Source organism: Halocatena halophila (assembly GCA_027563145.1).
GTDB classification, from domain to species: Archaea; Halobacteriota; Halobacteria; order Halobacteriales; family Haloarculaceae; genus Halocatena; species Halocatena halophila.
The window spans coordinates 602,428-619,500 of sequence record CP071307.1 but is presented as its reverse complement, the minus strand read 5'-3'; the positions used below and the strand labels follow the sequence as shown (position 1 = coordinate 619,500).

Sequence of the window (17,073 nt, the reverse complement as noted above, 5' to 3'; positions counted from 1 at the left end):
GTTATGGATGGTACTCGCGTCATAGCGCCCTGATTTTGAATCCCTTCAGCAAATATGACTGAAGGAAGAATGCGAACACGAGCGGGGGCAGCGTGAGCATGAGACTCATCGCCATGAACTCCGCCCAGCTCGCGTCCCACTGTGAGCCAAGCAACCGAAACAGTCCGGCCGGAAACGTGGTGGCATCGTTGCTCGGCATCAACACGTACGCGAACGTGAAATCACCCCACGCGATCGCAAACGCGAAGATTGCGTTGGCGATCATCGCCGGCTTTGTCTGTGGGACCACGATGTCGACAAACGCCCGCCAGCGAGGCGCGCCGGCCACCCATGCGGACGCCTCTACCGACTCCGGAATCGTCTGAATGTACTTCCACATCAGCCAGACCGAAAACGGCATCGAGATTGCACTCAGCGTCAGTATCAATCCGAGATACGAGTTCAACAGCCCGAGCCGATCCCAGATGAGATACAGCGGAATCGAGAGCACGATCGGACTGAACATATAACCCAGCAGCAAAAACCGTGCAACAGCGATCTTATACGGAAACTCAAAGCGGGCGAGACCGTAGCCCGAAACCAGCGAAATCGCCAGCACGGTGAGTACCACGCCAACGGTAACGATCGTGCTGTTGATGAGATACTGACCGACCGTTGGATCGGTAACGACCGCAAACTGCTCGAGTGTGACGGTGTCGGGAGTGGGGAGCAAGCCACCGTCCTGGACGCCAAGCCGTGTCCGAACGGCGTTGGCAGCCATCCAGTAGAGTGGAAAGCCAAGCAGTACAACGAGCAGGATTGCGCTCACTGAGAGGCCGAGTCGATAGAGGCGGTTCCGGTGTCGAAACGAGAGTCGAACCGAGCGTCCAAACGAATCAGCGTCGCTCACGTTTGTACCTCCTGGCTGGGATTGATCGCTCGTAAATAGAGGACTCCGCCGGCAAACAGGACCAGAAACATGATCACGGCGATCGCATTGCCCCGTCCATACGCGTTCATCTGAAACGTCTCTTTAAACGCCAGAATCGGCATCGTTGTCGTCGCCGATCCCGGCCCACCCTCGGTGAGCTGCCAGATCACATCGTATTTGTTGAACATGAAAATCGCACGGAGAAAGACGACGACAGCGAGCGCACCGCGTATCCGCGGGAAGGTAATGTCGCGAAACTGCTCCCACCGCGTTGCCCCACACACTCTCGCCGCCTCGTAGAACCGGTCGGGAATCGAACGGAGCTGAGCAAGCGTAAACAGCGAAACGAACGCTGCAAACTTCCAAGAAGAGATCACCACGACCGCGGCCATCGCCAACTCGGTGTTTCCCAGAAGAAAATCGTTCCACAGCCCGAGTGAGGAGCCAGCCGCGTGAACAACACCGTCGTACGGATCGAGCATGAACTCGAAGACGACCGTGACGACGATCGTCGGAACCAGGTACGAGGTGAACACGAGCGTGCTCACCAGTCGGCTGGTGCGCGAGAGTTTATCGATCACGAGCGCCATCCACACGCCAACGACGAACTGAACGAGCGTCGATCCAACCATGAACAGCACACCACGCCACATTGATCCCCAGAATCGGTCGATCTGGAAGACCTCGACGTAGTTCGAGAGGCCAACGAACGACCACTGTGGGTTCAACAAATGTACGTCGTGAAACGACGCCACGACGGCAAACGTGATCGGACACAGTGCAACGATGGTGTACAACAGCAGTACCGGCGTGATCGACAGCCACCCCCAGACCGATTCGGGGAGACCTCCAAGCCACCCTGGAGACGACACACTGTCGTGTGGTGGGGGATCACCAGCCGTGTCAGTTGCCATGATACCACATTGGAAAACCAGTTGTTAATACTTTCGTCGTGAGCAATTTTTCGAGATCCGTTCGTATGTGATGGTTCAGTCGTCGCCATCAGTGGAGACGGTAGCGTTGGACCCACTGGCGGTCGTCCGACAGAACAGTGGCACGGAGACAACCAGCAGACAGCCACAGAGCAACATCGCACAGAGGAGATACGTGTTCCGGTAGCCAAACCAGAGATCCACAGCCGGCACGGCAACAAGCGGGCCGAGACTCAATCCCACGTCACCCATGCCGTTGTAAATACCACCCATCCGGCCGAGTTCATCGCCTGGAGTGAGATCTCCCAGAATTGCCAGCAGAGACGGTGCCACGACGCCCATGCCGAGGCCAATACAGACGATGGCACCGAGCAACGGCTCGACCGACCGGCCAACGGCGAGGACCACAAAGCCGGCCGCCATCGAACAGAACGCCGGGACGGTGAGAATTGATCGGTTCCCAATGCGATCGGAGAGCTTGCCGGTGGCAAGCGTCGCACTACCAGAGCAGAGCACACCGACCGCCATCACCAGTCCACTGATTCCGGCGGCCTCGAACGAACCCAGTCGGATCGCGTGATCGCTAGCAAATCTGGCCATCGTCGAGAGGATGATCCCACCCCAGAGGAATCGAACGCTAAAATTGCCAACACCCACGGCGAGGACGATCGGCTGTCGTGCTAACAGCCCAGGGAGCGAACGCAGCGTGACGCTCTCGTCTGCTCCACCACGATGGACGTCAGGTAACACCATCGCTGCTGTCACGCCAGCAGCGAGCGCCAGCACGCCAGCGACAAGAAACGCCGTCTGGATGTCAAACAGATCGGCCACAACGCCACCGACGACCAGCCCAGTGGGAAAGCCGAGCGACTGACCACCGCGCATGTAGCTGATCCACCGACCGCGGTTCTGGCTCGTCGTGACGTGCGAGATCGTGGCGAACGCACCGATGAAGACGAACGCGCTGCCGATTCCCCAGAACAGGCGCGCAAGCACGAACACAACGCCGGGTATCGATATCGTCGCCCCTCCCGGAAGGGCGAGCATCGTGGTCGGTGCTCCCAATCCGATGATGTAGCCAAATGGAGCCGCCGCCTGCGTGAACAGCCCGCAGATCATCGGCCAGCGCGCGCCGAGACGGTCGACGATCGCACCGGCCGGCGTGTTCATCACGAGCCGAGCGATCCGATTCGCCGAGAGGATCACGCTCAGCGTCACGGCGCTGATCGCCAGGTGGTCGTCAAGCAATGGGAGCGTTGGGAACGCGACCCCAGTTGCCACGCCGCCGAAAAACACGCCGGTAATCACCGCCAGGGCGATCGTTCGGATCTCTCGCTCCGTGTAGTGGTGGCTATTGCTCATCGTCAATCCACCTCGGTCAGGATTGATTGCGTGTTGGTTGACCAGCGATTGCACCGCTGAGACGGGATGAACGTACTACTCACGACGACAATCGATTCGTTTTCGCCCGACGACATACGTGTTTCGTCGTCAGAGTTACGTGTCTCTCCTCCCGAGTATCACTCGATGAATGATGAGTCGTTCTCGGCACTCGAATCGCGAGTCGGCGATTCCGTGGTGACCGTCGAGGAGTTTGCCGTCACTGCTGGGAAAGTCGCGGAGTTTTCCCGTGCGATCACCGATCCAAATCCGGTGTTTCTGGACGAATCCGCCGCTGGCGAGCGGGGTCACGATCGAATGCCTGCGCCACCAACGTTCACCAGGGTGAGCACATTCACGCGGTATCGACCACCCAACACGCCCGAATACGGCATCGAACTCGGATTCGATCCAGAACGACTGCTCCATGGCGAGCAGTCCTACGAGTACGAACGCCCTGTTCGTGTTGGCGACGTCCTATCGGGAACGTCGACGCTCACCGACGTGTATCGACGCGACGGCCGACGCGGCGGGACGATGACGTTTGCCGAGCTCGAAACAAGCTTTACGGACCAGCACGGCGAGCACGTACTCACCGAGTGCTCGACGACGATCGAGACCGCACCAGTCGATGACACGACTCACACCGACGACGATACTGTCCAGGCCAGCCGCGGTGGGAGTGCAACCTCGGTGAGCGGGTTGTCACCCCGATCGATCCAGCCACGACGCACACCCCCAACCGAACGACTCGACTCGACCGATTCGCTCGCCGTCGGCGATCGCGGTCCAACGATCACCGTCGAATCGCTCACTCGACAGGATTTCGTCCGCTATGCTGGTGCCAGTGGAGATTTCAACCCGATTCACTACAACGAGCCGTACGCAACGGCCGCCGGCATCCCCAGCGTGTTCGGACAGGGAATGCTCACCGCCGGAATCACCGGGCGGGTACTCACCGACTGGGTTGGAATTGACGCAATCGACTCGTTTGGCGTCCGGTTTCAGTCCCGGGTGTTCCCAGGCGACACCGTCGTTGCGTCTGGAAACGTGACGGAGGTGTCCGACGACATCACGATCGAACTCACTGCAGAAACCGAAACGGAGACCGTACTTTCTGGCAGGGCAACCGTCTCCGACGTAGCGTAGCCATCAACAACTAATTTCTGAGTAACATTTATTAGTTACCCATCACACGCTGTTGCATGGAACTCGCATCCGTGGCCAAAAGTGCACGATCCGGGAACGTCGCCCGACTGTACGACGAAACCGTCCGGCACCACAGCGAGAGCCCAGCAGTGGAGTATCACGGGCGGACGCTCACCCATGCCGAGTTGCAGACCGAAAGCGCTCGGTTCGCCGGTGGGCTTGAAAAACTGGGATTCGAACCGGGTGCGACGCTCCTGGTGTATCTCCCCAACTGTCCGGCGTATCTGATTGGTGCACTCGGTGCGTTTCGAGCGGGGGTCGTGGTCTCGCCGGTGAATCCACAGTATCGAACCCGGGAGCTGACACACCAGATCGAAGATACGGACGCGGATGGGGTGCTCACACACGCCGCGCTACTCGAACACATCGATGCGACGCTCTCAGCGATGGATAGAGAGCTTGAGGTGATCGCCGTTGCCTCGAGCCGTGACGATGTTCATCAGTTCGAATCTGTCCGAGACACAGAACAGTTCGTCGAACGCGATGACTCTGACGTGGCGCTGTTGCCCTACACGTCCGGAACGACCGGCCAGCCCAAAGGCGTACAGCTCACACACGCCAACGTTCGGGCACAGCTCACGTCAACGCTTTCAGAGGGCCAATCGGTCGAAGACGAAGCCGTGCGGAGTCTGATCTGGCTGCCGTTGTACCACATCACGGGGTTCACTCACAGCGCCCTTCAGCCGCTTATCCGCGGTGGAACGGTCTATCTCAGGAGCGCAGCCAACTGGAACGCATCGAGCTGTATGGAGCTGATCGAATCCGAATCGATAACGCACTTTGTTGGCGTGACCGCAATGTACGTCGATATGGTCACGGCAGCTGATTTCGAAGCGTACGACCTCACTTGTCTGGAGATGGCCGCCGAAGGCGGGGCAAAGCTCTCTGGGGCTATCCAGGAGGAGTTCGAAACGACAGCCGGCGTGGATATCGGTGAGGGGTACGGACTTACCGAAACACACGGTGCGACCCACAGCCAGCGCGGCTCAACGATGGGGCTCAAACCCGGCACGGTTGGGCAGCCAACGCGAATGACTGACTGCAAGATCGTCGATGACACGGGCGAGGAGCTGCCGATCGGCGAGCCAGGCGAGTTGCTCGTGCGGGGGCCACAGGTGATGGCAGGCTATCACAACCTCCCGGCGGCGACGGAGGCCGCGTTCACCGACGATGGATACTTTCGAACCGGAGACATCGCTCGACGAGATGAAAACAACTACTACGAGATCGTCGACCGGAAAAAACACGTCATCGTCAGCGCGGGCTACAACGTCTATCCAAGCGAGATCGAGGCAGTGCTCACCGAACACGAAGCTGTCACCGAAAGCGCCGTGATCGGGGTGCCTGATGAGCGACGCAACGAGATCCCCAAGGCATACGTCGTGTGTCGTCCGGACGTAGAGGTGACGACAGACCAACTCAAAGAGTACGTTCTCGAAACGATCGCTCCGTACAAACACCCCCGGGAGATCGAATTCGTTGAGGAGCTCCCCCGCACCGCGTCGGGGAAGGTACAGAAATACAAGCTCGAAGCCGAGGACGACACCTGACAACGGGAGTCAGAACAACGACTGGGCGATCGATCGTCGCTGGATTTCGTCCGTTCCTTCAAAGATGCGATAGACGCGTGCCGACCGATACTCCCGCTCGATCGGCAGATCCTTCATGAATCCAGCACCACCGTGAACCTGCATTGCAACGTCGGCAGCGGTGTTGTATAGCGCTGCGCCGCGAAGCTTGGCCATCGAGACCAGCTTTCGCGCCTGGTTACCCTGATCAAGCGACCAGGCCCCATAGCGATACAGCTGTCTGACCTGCTCGATCTCGGTCGCTAAATCCGCCAGCTGAAAGCTAATCCCCTGGCGCTGGCCAATCGGTTTGCCGAACGTTTCACGATCGCTCGCGTAGTCGACGGCCAGATCAAGCAGATGCTGGGCACTTCCAACGCTGGCTGCCGCGATCGAAATCCGACCGCCACCGATCCAGTTCATCGCCGTTGTAAAGCCCTGGTCTATCTCTCCGAGTACCTGGTCCGTGCCCACACGACAGTCAGTGAACTGGAGTTCACACTGGCTCCCAGGCGTCAATCCCATCGTCCGGTGGATTCGCCCCACCTCGTAGCCAGGGGTGTCTGCGTCGACGAGAAATGCTGTGATGCCGTGATAGTCGCCCGACTCACCGTTCGTTCTGGCGAACACGATCGCAAAATCCGCGTACGGACCGTTCGAAATCCAGTATTTCGTTCCGTTGAGCACCCACTCGTCGCCGTCTTTGTGTGCTGTTGTCTCCATATACTGTGGATCGCTGCCGTGTGCGGGCTCAGAGAGCGCAAAGCAGGTCGTGAGCTCCCCCGCCATCAACGGGTCCAGATATTGGTCGCGCTGTTCGTCCGTACAGGCCAAAAGGATCGGTGTTGGTCCGCCCGCACCGCCGAGAATCGCCGAGTGGAATCCTGGCGGCCGGTTCGAAAGATGTTCGGTGACGATCCCCCGCGTCACGGTTGAGACGCCGCCACCACCGACCGATTCTGGCATCGACATGCCGTAGAATCCAGCGTTCACCGCGCGCTTGCGAACGGTTTCGAGAACCGAACGATACGCGTCTACCTGTCGGTTGTCGCTGTCGACAATGTGTCGTTCGTAGTCCGGCCCGAGAAACTCCTCGTGTTCGGCCTCGAGCGGTGCGACCTCCTGGTCGATGAAATCGTCGAGCGCCCGCTTCAGCTGGATTGCCTCGGATGGCTCACTAAAATCCATGCGGTGTATGGTATCTCACACCAAATAATAGTTACCGGTAACTACCAAACCGCAGACTAATTATGGGATGGAAAAGAGTTCCTTCACGGCTGGCCCATCGGAGTCGAACTGATAGACGCCATCAGACTCTGACAGCCGGCCGTGTCTCGCGAGATGGTCGAGATGGGAGTAGGCCTCTCCTGGGCCGTGCATCACGTGGATGCCTTCGAGCGAACCGAACAGTTCAGCACTCACCTCCCAGGCGTTCATCGGTCCGTGCTCTGCGACGACGGTTGCAACCCGCGTGGCTCGTTCGACGTGGTGCTCGTAGATGGTGCGAGCACGATCTGACGGCACCGTGATCGCGTCACGATGACCCGGCCAGGCGACGGCAAACTCCTGATCGATGATTCGCGAGAGCGTCGCGAGATACTGATCAAGCGGGTGTTCGACGCGGACATCCGCCCCGCCGACGTTCGGTGTGTATTGACCCAGAATTGCGTCGCCGACGAAGGCCTGCGTACTGCCGTCTTCGGCCGTGAATGCAAAGCAACACTGTCCTGCCGTGTGACCCGGCGCGTGTATAACGGTGAGCTCGGTTCCAGCAACCGTGAGTTGATCGCCATCAGCCACTGGCGTCACCGAGGGCGCTACTGTCGTCGTCGCTGCCGTTCCAGCCAGCCGATCAAGCAGAGCCGCCCGCCGGTCTTCGGGAATGCCCCAGCTGGTGAACTGCTGGCGCTGGCGTTCGAACAGCGCGTCGGTTGGGCCATCCTCCTGGGCAACCAGCGGGGCATCAGCCTCGTGGACGTAAACGGTCGCATTGCTCTCGCGCTGGAGTACGCCGGCGAGACCGGCATGGTCCTGGTGCCAGTGGGTGACCACGATCGAATCGATCTCGGAGAGGGCAACACCGTACTCTGCGAGTTGTTCTCGGAGTCGGCGTTCGGTTTCTGGTGTTTCGATTGCAGTGTCGATCAGTGCAACCGAATCGTTGCCCCTGAGCAAATATACGCTGTTTTCTCCCTCGAACTCCGCATTCGACAGCGAAATGACCTCCATACGTTTCGTTGGTGTGATGTCGGTTTGATCGTTTCGGCGAATGGCTCAGGTGTAGGCCTGAAGATCCGTCAGTTCGTAACCCACCACGAGCTTCTGGATCTCGGTGGTCCCGTCCGGAATTGTCATTGTGCGCGCATCGCGGTAGTAGCGCTCCAGGGGATACTCCGTCGAGAGACCGTTGCCACCGTACACCTGAAGCGCTTCGCTGGTGACCTCCACCGACTTCTCACACACCCACCCTTTCGACAGCGAGGAGAGCATTCGCGCCTCGGGATCACCCGCTGCAATTCGTTCTGCGGCGTGGCGACTCAACAGGCGACCCGTCTCGAGACCAGCGCGGATGTTGTACAGCTTCTCCTGAATCAACTGGTGCTGGCCGATCGGCTGCTCGAACACCTCACGATCGGTGGCGTACTCAAGGGCTGCCTCGTAGGCGGCTTGCATGATTCCAACGGAAATCGAGGCCATGCCGTTTCGCATCGTAGCAAACAGCGTGTTGAGTGGATTCCCGCTAGTTGATGCACTCCCCAAAAACGAATCTTCGGGATCCAGACGACCGTCGGCCATTGCACTCATCACCGCAGTCGAGAGCTTGTTTTCGGCTGGAATCCGACAGTCGTCGAAAAACAGCTGCCCAGTGGGGGAACCCTTCCAACCGAGTTTGTCGAGCGAGCGGGTCTCGAACGACGCCGTTTTCTTATCTATGAGAAACATATCCCGATACTCCTGAGCTGTATCCCAGGCGACGACGATCGCGACGTCTGCGATCGGCGCGTTCGACACCCACGTTTTTTCGCCATTGATGACGTATTCGTCGCCGTCTTTTTCGGCGGTTGTGTTCGGAACTTTCGTATCAGAGCCTCCGGCCGGTTCGGTTATCGCAAAGCACCCAACGAGTTCGTCATTGGCGTACTCCGATTCGTACGCCGACCGTGTTCGTTCGGAAAAGATTTCGAACATGCTCACTGCCATGGACATTCCCATGGTTACCTGGAGACTCGGCCAGACGCGAGACACCTCCTCTCGAATGAGCGCATCCGTAACTGGATCCGTGAACGACTCCTCGGCGTATGGTCCGAGGTCAATCTCTGCCATTTTCTGCATGTAGTCGATCGCCTGTGCTTTCGTCAGTGGCTTGCGGTCTGCCTCGGGGAGGTCTGGTGCAATCTCGTTTTCCAAAAATTCCCGGACCGTTTCTCGAATCATCCGCTGTTCTTCACTGAGTTGCATCGTATATCACTGAAACTGTACCTCGCACAAAGAAACTGGTATGTGTTAAGTCTTCACCCAGAACAGTACCGGTTTGTTTATGCAATTCGTGTCTCGAGATGATTTCGATTTTGACTCTCTGGGGCGTGGAGTTCGAATCAACCACAGATCAGATTTTTAACTACTTATGCTGTTCAACAGCGATACGGCTAACTGAGATGAACAGACACATTCCAAACTATACTGTAGTCTCAATATGTTAGTATAATGTATTTACTGTGCCAATAAGGCTCGTCAATTGCTTTTTCGGACAGTAAAATCGTATACACCCCAAAATACGGAGATACTGTCTTGATAAATGCAACCTATACTGATGAGTATTCATATATGAAATTCAGTCAGAACAGTAATAGATGGACGCCAGCAAGGATGATGCTAGAGAGCAGTATCTATACATCCATCAAATTGTGGAATATTATAATATTTGTCGTTAGTTCAAAATCAATTAATCGTAGATGCTGTCTATTTGTATCTCTGTCACACACCCTTCTCAACGTGATACCAGTCGGTCGTGCCTTCGATGGCGTACTCGGTGATGGCTTTCGTTGCTGCGAGTCCATACAGTGGAAATACCAGTGGTGTGAGCAGCCACTCCCAGCCAATTCGATCGACTGTTCCGTTCGCGTAGTCGATACCACGAACGAGTCCAGTGATAGCGACGATTGTGACGAGCGGGAGCATCGAGAGGACTGGATCACCCATGACCACCAGAACGACGAATTTTGCGGTCAGCGACAGCAACAGTAGATTGCCGAACACCGAGCTCAGACAGATGCCGACGCTGAGCAGGTCCCGAAAGGAACGAGGGGGTAACCATTCACGAACGAGAAGATGAAGCACCTGCGCGTAGCCGCTCATCCACCGTTTTCGTTGCCCCCACCAGTCATCGATCGTGTGTGCAGCTTCAATCGTCGAGGGATACCGAAGCTGTTCTTTCACGGAAAGCCCGTTTCGATAGCATCGATAGGCGAATTCGTAATCCTCCGTGACCATCTCCGGGTCGTATCCATCGACCGATTCGAATGCAGACCGATGGAGCACGACTGCTCGACTCGCTGCCAGTTTAAAGCCAGTGACGAGATTCAACACCCGACTCGTCACATAGCTGAGTAGCACGGATTCGTAGTAGGCGAAGGCTTCAATGACCCCTGGTGCACGTGGCACCGTTCTTCCCTGCACGATATCGTACGATTCGAGCCCTTCGAGTGCTGTCTCCAGAAATTTCGGGTGGACTGATTCGTCCGCGTCGAACACGCCAATATACGTCTCATCAGTTTCTTCGACGGCGAAATTGATTGCACCGGCTTTTGTTCCGGTGTATCTCTCGTTGATCAGACAGTATACCGGCTCATATCGAGACGCAAGCGTTCGAGCACGGGTAATACTCGGTCCGTCGTCCGGTTCACAGACAATATACACGTTCACCGGAACTGTCGACGCGATTAGACTCGTGACGCTTTTATCCAGGATCGCCGCATCCGTATACACGGGGACAATTGCTCCAACCGGATCGTCTTCGGAGACTGTGACTGGCTCGCTTGTGGACGAACGCGTATCCCTCCACGACAGTCGGTCACGCAGACGGGCCGTCAGTCGATCGTCTAACGGATCAAGAAGCTGGACGATAAACACCAGCCCGGAAAGCGACAGGACACTCGAGAAGGTGACAGCGGAGATCACCGCCTGAATCGTCCCCACGATAATGATGATCGCGAACAGATCCAGGCGGAGATTGATCGTCGAGAGCCCGCGAACCAGCTCGAACGTGAATATTCCACTCGACAGACAGACGAAGCAGAGTCGGCCAATCCACCGTCGGCCGATCGTCCGCAATCGATCCATTGTTTGACCCATAATTGGAGTATCGTATTATTGTATTGGTTTTCTGTGTGCTATATCTTACACACTATCCGCACTATCGGCAGTAGGCCTGTGGGGACCTCTCCGGTCAGCGATGACAGTCGTTCGTCGTCCGAATCCAACAGCTATGCCAGTTGAATCGCAATGAGTTTTTTCCAGTTGCTGTCGGTGATGGAGGCAGTTTCTCATGGGACACATATTAGGAGTGTAGAATGAGTCTTCGCGAAAGAGCACAAAAGCTTCGGAATCGATATGCCACACTGAGAACATCTGAGAGTTGTCGCATGGTAGATACTCAGCGGAGAGAATCGACGAACACACAACTTTCGGCACGGGTGACAACTCAGGCTAGCTTTTCGAGCTGGCTGTCGCGGAGGACAGATTTGAGAACGATATCGGTGTCTTGAACGAGTCGATGTTCGAGATAACTGCCCTGGCCCCGGCCACCGCCTGTGCGGGTGGACTCGACCACGCCGAGAAACGCCTGTTCTTTGAGCAGTTCGTAGACGCGATGTTCGCTGAGCGTTTTCGTACCCAGCGTGTCGGCGATTTCAGTGTAGTGGTCGTAGATGTGACTCGTCGAAAACTCGTCTGCATCGTTGTTTTCCGTGAGCAATGCCAGCGCATAGAGAATGAACTTGACTTGCGTAGTCGACCCCCTGAGCAGTTCTTCGAAGCGATCGATTTCGGCCCATTCCTGGGCGTCTCTGACGTGGGATTCGGAGATTTTATCGGCGTTCTGTCGTTCGGCCAGTTCACCTGCATGGCGAAGGATCTCGATTGCTTTTCGTGCGTCGCCGTGTTCCTGGGCGGCGAACGCGGCCGTCAGCGGAATCACGTCGTCCGTGATCACTCCATCGTGAAACGCGTCACGACGATGGTTCATGATTTCCCGGAGTTGATTCGCATCGTAGGGCTGAAAGACGAACTCTTCTTCCCGGAGACTGCTTTTGACCCGCTCGTTGAGCTCGTTGTGGTACTCGATCTTGTTGCTGATAGCGATGATTCCGAGATGGCAGTCGGCCTTGCCAGATTCGCGTGCGCGAGAGAGTTGCATGAGAACGTCGTCGTTTTCTAGCCGATCGACCTCGTCGAGAATGATAACGACCGCATCGTAGCGTAGATCGAGAATATCCCAGAGATAGTCGTAGTACTCGCCACTGCCGATCCCGGACCGTGGAATGTCAAAGCCGGTGATATCGTTGTCGTTTACCGTCCGCGTGATCGAACGGGCGACGCGTGTTTGCGTATTGTGCTGTGCACAGTCAACGTAGACCATTCCCACCGACGCTCCCTTCGCTTCTGCTGCTCGTTTTGCCCGTTCAGTGACGTGTCTGGCAACGAGTGATTTTCCCGTTCCGGTTTTGCCGTAGATCATCACGTTGTTTGGTGGCTGATTGTGAACGATTGGACGAAGCTCCGCCGCAACGGCCTCAATCTCATCGTCGCGACCAACGATGCGGGCGCTCTCTGGAACGTGGCCGACTTTGAGTAGCTCCTTGCGGTTGAAGATGTGCGCGTGAGCGGTGTCGTCGTCGAAGTTAAACAGGGGATCCTTCGAGGGATCCTCGAATCGATCGTCGAAGTCGGAGAGTCGCGGAGCCTCATCGACCATGTATATAGATATCAGTGAAGGGCGTTTACTTAGGTTTATCCCTCCTGAGAAAGAGTGTAACTCACCACTACACAGGGGGGTAGCCGTATCGTACGATGCATATCAGAATATTAATATGAATACCGAAAACAGAGTGTATTCATCGCGGGTCCTCCACCAACGACCAGTGGCGTTCCTTTATGCGGACACCGGCAGTCAAAAACGAAGTGTCACACGTTCTTCGACACAGCACAACAACGGGAGTTCATCAAAGACAGTCCGTCGATCTCGCTTCAGAAGTCGATTCTCCCACCCCTGGTCCAGAGTGAAACGCAACTGAACGGTGATTTCCGTCAACAAACCTAGTACGAACGAATATATTAAAGAATATGAACGAATTATTCCAGTATTAGATTTAAAAACGTACCACTCAGTGTGGGGCACACCCCTCGTCCAGAATGAAACCGTGCAAACATCCAGTGGTAGATCGCGATTGGTTCCTGGTTCCGATGACACCCACCCCCGATCAAGAGTGTAACCAATCACAGGGGTCTCGACCAACGCGATCTCTCCCACACCCACCCCTCGTCAAGAGTGAAAGCGAACAAACGGATGGGGTGGTGGACTGCGTTGTTCATGCACTGGGAATCGGAATTCAGGGGGAGAACCGCGGAGCAATCGAGAAGAAAATGAGAAAAAATAGAGAGATTGGTAAGAAAATAACCCCGATCGATCGACCAATAGTAGTCGAGAACTCCGTCAAAAGTTCCTTTGTAGGCAGTATATCGGTAGAAGCCAGACATCCCAACCTAAGACGATGCTTGTTGCTATTTTAAATAGATTTCTAGAAAGTATGTTTCTATGTCGGATCTCTAGCTAGGATTGATCTAGAAGGAATAGTATTTTATATTATAATACGGTTGTTTCAATTTTGAATTAGTAACTAGACGATTCTAGACTAGTAACGTAGCATATGTTAACTTTTTATCGGTAGCTTTAATAGCGATAGAGGAGAAAAGTCCATTGAGTGAATCCAACGAATGAAGATGGATCATATGATCCATCTTGATTCAGGAGAAACGAGGGGATACTTCCGCTCTATCCATCGAGTAGAACTTACGCGTATTACCAACCAACACCACCATTGTTACAGTAATTGCCTCTATTGCTGGTGGGGCCCCTCCCGTCTGTGCTTTCACTCTTGACGAGGGGTGGGTGGGGTACTCACGTTACAGTCTTGACTGGGGGTGTCTCATGGAGAAACGTCGTCACTCGCTGACGTTTTTGTGGTAACTGCTAACGTGGGCACCGATTCGTATGAGTTTTGCCACAATATGATTTGTTCGCTCCGAGAGAAGGCGTTCGGTTGAAAGGAATGTAGCTCTGCACTATCGTGGTGGTCTGAGTCGGTAATACCGACGATTCAGCTCGTACATGTACCCTTCTCGCATTGTTTTCAAGACGGCATACGAAAGGCACGCTCCCACGATGGGTAGCAAAAATGTGAGATCCTGCAGCACGTGTGGGGGAAGCATTTCAGGAAAGAGGTTTTTGACCGATAGCGCCGCAATGGTAATCGAAAATATCACCCCACCAACGCCGATGGCTGCCCAGAATGGCTGTTCTACGGGCCTGCGAGCCGATCCTTTGTTCAAAAATGGAACGATGGCTATCACCCCTATCACGAGCAGATTGGCGAGCACAGCGTACATTCTATCGGTCATCAACTTTTCTCCGCCTAGAATCGAAAGCTCTGGATTCAGAAAACCGAGTTTCAAAAGCCCGAACGACCAGTAGAGATACCAATCCGGGAGTATCACGGCGGGCGTGGTCGATGAATCAGCTGGTGCTTCGAGATGTGGCGGCATCGTCGCCGACAGAAACATAATCATCCCAATAAAGAATGATGCGATTGCCAGATTCCGTATCGTTTCGTGGGGCCACGTGGGAAATCCGAGTACATCCCGCTCGATGTAGCTCGATGAAGTCCGCAACGCCTGGTCCTCGTGGCGGGCGCGCTCGAAATACTCATAGGTGAGCTGCGAGAGCCCCTGCGTACGTGCTTTCCGATCGGTCCAGGTTGGCGTCTGATTGTCTGGAGGGACAGTATCACCGGAACTTACTGGATCTTTCTGCGATGGAGGGTCTGACACAATCTGGGCCAATGGATGCCACTGTATTGGAATTCATGGAGAATTTCACGACGTGGAAATACGCCACAGATTTTTATCCAAAAATATTGAATTATAAAAAAGCTTGGGGGAGAATCACCTACAGTGGCTGTAGCCTGCCAGTGTCAACGAAATTCTCAACGGATATTACCAACCTTAATCGATGCCCTCTCCATAAAAGAATCACAGGAACTGTTTTCTTATCGGCAACCAAACGGCCAGGCACATGTTCGACGATGACGATCTTTCCACGATCAGGGAGTCCCACGAACAGTGGACCGAGGAGACGCTCGATCCCGTACTGGATGCGTACGGAGAGCGTCAGGACCGGTTCGCAACCGTCTCGAATCATGGCGTCGATCGGCTGTACACACCCAATGACGTGGCCGATCTCGACTACGAACGAGATCTCGGTCAGCCGGGTGAGCCACCGTTCACCCGCGGGGCATATCCCACGATGTATCGCGGTCGGACGTGGACGATGCGACAGTTCGCGGGCTTTGGAACTCCTTCCGAGACGAACGAACGATTCCATTACCTGATAGAGAACGGTCAGACCGGGCTCTCAACGGCGTTCGACATGCCATCTCTGATGGGAATCGATTCCGATCATCCAATGAGCGAGGGTGAGGTAGGAAAGGAGGGTGTGGCGGTAGACACACTCGCTGACATGGAGGTGCTATTCGATGGCATCGACATTGGTTCGGTCTCGACGTCTTTCACCATCAATCCCAGCGCACCCGTCATCTACGCGATGTACGTTGCGCTTGCCGACCAGCAGGACGTTCCCCGTGGGGAGATTGACGGCACGCTCCAGAATGATATGCTCAAGGAGTTTATCGCCCAAAAGGAGTGGGTAATTCCGCCACACCCCTCGCTGTCGATCGTCACGGACACGATTGAATTCGCGGTCGAACAGACGCCCCAGTTCCATCCGGTGTCTGTGTCTGGCTATCACATTCGGGAAGCCGGCTCGACGGCGGCCCAGGAGGCGGCATTCACGCTTGCTGATGGCTTTGCCTACGTCGAGGACTGTCTCGATCGTGGGCTGGATGTAGACACGTTCGCTCCGTTGCTCTCGTTTTTCTTTAACTCGCACAACTCCATCTTCGAGGAAGTGGCGAAGTTCCGCGCAGCCCGTCGAATATACGCCAGGGTGATGGCTGACTGGTACGGCGCGAGTGCCGAGGATGCCCGCCGGCTGAAGTTCCACACCCAGACGGCCGGTCAGTCCCTAACCGCACAGCAGCCGTTGAACAACGTTGCCCGCGTGACGATCCAGGCGCTGGCCGGTGTCCTCGGTGGTACACAATCTCTACACACCAACTCGTTCGACGAAGCGCTTGCCCTCCCCTCGGAAAAAGCCGTTCGAGTGGCGCTGCGCACCCAGCAGATCATCGCCGAAGAGTCGGGAGCGGCCGACATCGTTGATCCGCTGGGTGGCAGTTTCGCGGTCGAGGCACTCACCGACGAACTCGAAGAAGAGATCATGACGTATATCGAAGAGATCAAAGAAATGGGCGATGGCTCGGTCCGTGACGGGGTACTCGCTGGCATCGACAGCGGCTATTTCCATCGAGAGATCCAGGAAGCCTCCTATGAGTATCAACAGCGCGTTGATGCCGGTGAAGAGACCGTAGTCGGCGTGAATGCTTACGAAATCGAAGAAGACACCGCAGTCGATATTCTCACAGTAGAGGAATCCACAGAACAGACCCAGCTCGAACGACTCGAACGCGTGAAATCTGAGCGAGATGACACAGCCGTCAAAGCGTCGTTGACCGCTCTTGCCGAGACGATTGAAGCGGGTGATAACGTCATGCCGGCGATCATTGATGCGGTGAAGGTGTACGCCACAATGGGAGAGATCATGAGCGTTTTCGAAGACGAATACGGATCGTATCAGGAAACGCCAGTTTCTGTGTGATAGCTGTTCCGGACCTCTTCCTGG

Annotated in this window: 12 protein-coding genes; 3 read left to right on the top strand and 9 right to left on the bottom strand. The window is 55.7% G+C overall.

The annotated features are described in order from the left end of the window. Positions 1-19: 19 nt before the first annotated feature. The 3 genes from JXQ78_RS16860 to JXQ78_RS16850 form a co-directional block, all read right to left on the bottom strand. Complete coding sequence (locus JXQ78_RS16860) at positions 20-889, bottom strand: carbohydrate ABC transporter permease (protein ID WP_330633004.1); 870 nt, start codon at positions 887-889, stop codon at positions 20-22. Continuing rightward, a complete protein-coding gene (locus JXQ78_RS16855; protein WP_330633003.1) occupies positions 886-1,824 on the bottom strand; it encodes a carbohydrate ABC transporter permease in 939 nt (312 codons plus the stop codon). Before JXQ78_RS16855 ends, JXQ78_RS16860 begins: the two co-directional genes overlap by 4 nt. Before the next feature lie 75 nt (positions 1,825-1,899). Further along, complete coding sequence (locus JXQ78_RS16850; RefSeq protein ID WP_330633002.1) at positions 1,900-3,204, bottom strand: MFS transporter; 1,305 nt, start codon at positions 3,202-3,204, stop codon at positions 1,900-1,902. Positions 3,205-3,369: 165 nt separating this feature from the next. On the opposite strand from JXQ78_RS16850, the gene JXQ78_RS16845 reads away from it, so the two are divergent. Further along, the gene (locus JXQ78_RS16845) at positions 3,370-4,371 is read left to right on the top strand and encodes an FAS1-like dehydratase domain-containing protein (protein ID WP_407934087.1); all 1,002 of its coding nucleotides are present in this window, start codon (positions 3,370-3,372) and stop codon (positions 4,369-4,371) included. A 56-nt stretch (positions 4,372-4,427) separates the two neighbouring features. Beyond that, positions 4,428-5,981 carry a class I adenylate-forming enzyme family protein gene (locus tag JXQ78_RS16840; RefSeq protein ID WP_330633000.1) on the top strand — a complete coding sequence of 518 codons (1,554 nt, stop codon included), beginning with the start codon at positions 4,428-4,430 and terminating at the stop codon, positions 5,979-5,981. 9 nt (positions 5,982-5,990) lie between these two features. On the opposite strand, the gene JXQ78_RS16835 is transcribed toward JXQ78_RS16840, so the two are convergent. The 6 genes from JXQ78_RS16835 to JXQ78_RS16810 form a co-directional block, all read right to left on the bottom strand. Further along, complete coding sequence (locus JXQ78_RS16835; RefSeq protein WP_330632999.1) at positions 5,991-7,187, bottom strand: acyl-CoA dehydrogenase family protein; 1,197 nt, start codon at positions 7,185-7,187, stop codon at positions 5,991-5,993. 60 nt (positions 7,188-7,247) lie between these two features. Further along, complete coding sequence (locus tag JXQ78_RS16830; RefSeq protein ID WP_330632998.1) at positions 7,248-8,228, bottom strand: MBL fold metallo-hydrolase; 981 nt, start codon at positions 8,226-8,228, stop codon at positions 7,248-7,250. 45 nt (positions 8,229-8,273) lie between these two features. Next, on the bottom strand, positions 8,274-9,458 hold the full coding sequence (locus tag JXQ78_RS16825; RefSeq protein ID WP_330632997.1) for an acyl-CoA dehydrogenase family protein: 1,185 nt from the start codon (positions 9,456-9,458) through the stop codon (positions 8,274-8,276). 516 nt (positions 9,459-9,974) lie between these two features. Further along, the gene (locus JXQ78_RS16820; RefSeq protein ID WP_330632996.1) at positions 9,975-11,339 is read right to left on the bottom strand and encodes a glycosyltransferase; all 1,365 of its coding nucleotides are present in this window, start codon (positions 11,337-11,339) and stop codon (positions 9,975-9,977) included. 361 nt (positions 11,340-11,700) lie between these two features. Next, positions 11,701-12,972 carry an orc1/cdc6 family replication initiation protein gene (locus tag JXQ78_RS16815; protein ID WP_330632995.1) on the bottom strand — a complete coding sequence of 424 codons (1,272 nt, stop codon included), beginning with the start codon at positions 12,970-12,972 and terminating at the stop codon, positions 11,701-11,703. A 1,367-nt stretch (positions 12,973-14,339) separates the two neighbouring features. Then, a complete protein-coding gene (locus JXQ78_RS16810; RefSeq protein WP_407934086.1) occupies positions 14,340-15,107 on the bottom strand; it encodes a cytochrome b family protein in 768 nt (255 codons plus the stop codon). Between the two features lie 241 nt (positions 15,108-15,348). Here JXQ78_RS16810 and JXQ78_RS16805 point away from each other — a divergent pair, with 241 nt between their 5' ends. Further along, positions 15,349-17,049 (top strand): acyl-CoA mutase large subunit family protein, encoded by a 1,701-nt coding sequence (locus JXQ78_RS16805; protein WP_330632993.1) that lies wholly within the window; start codon positions 15,349-15,351, stop codon positions 17,047-17,049. Positions 17,050-17,073: the final 24 nt, after the last annotated feature.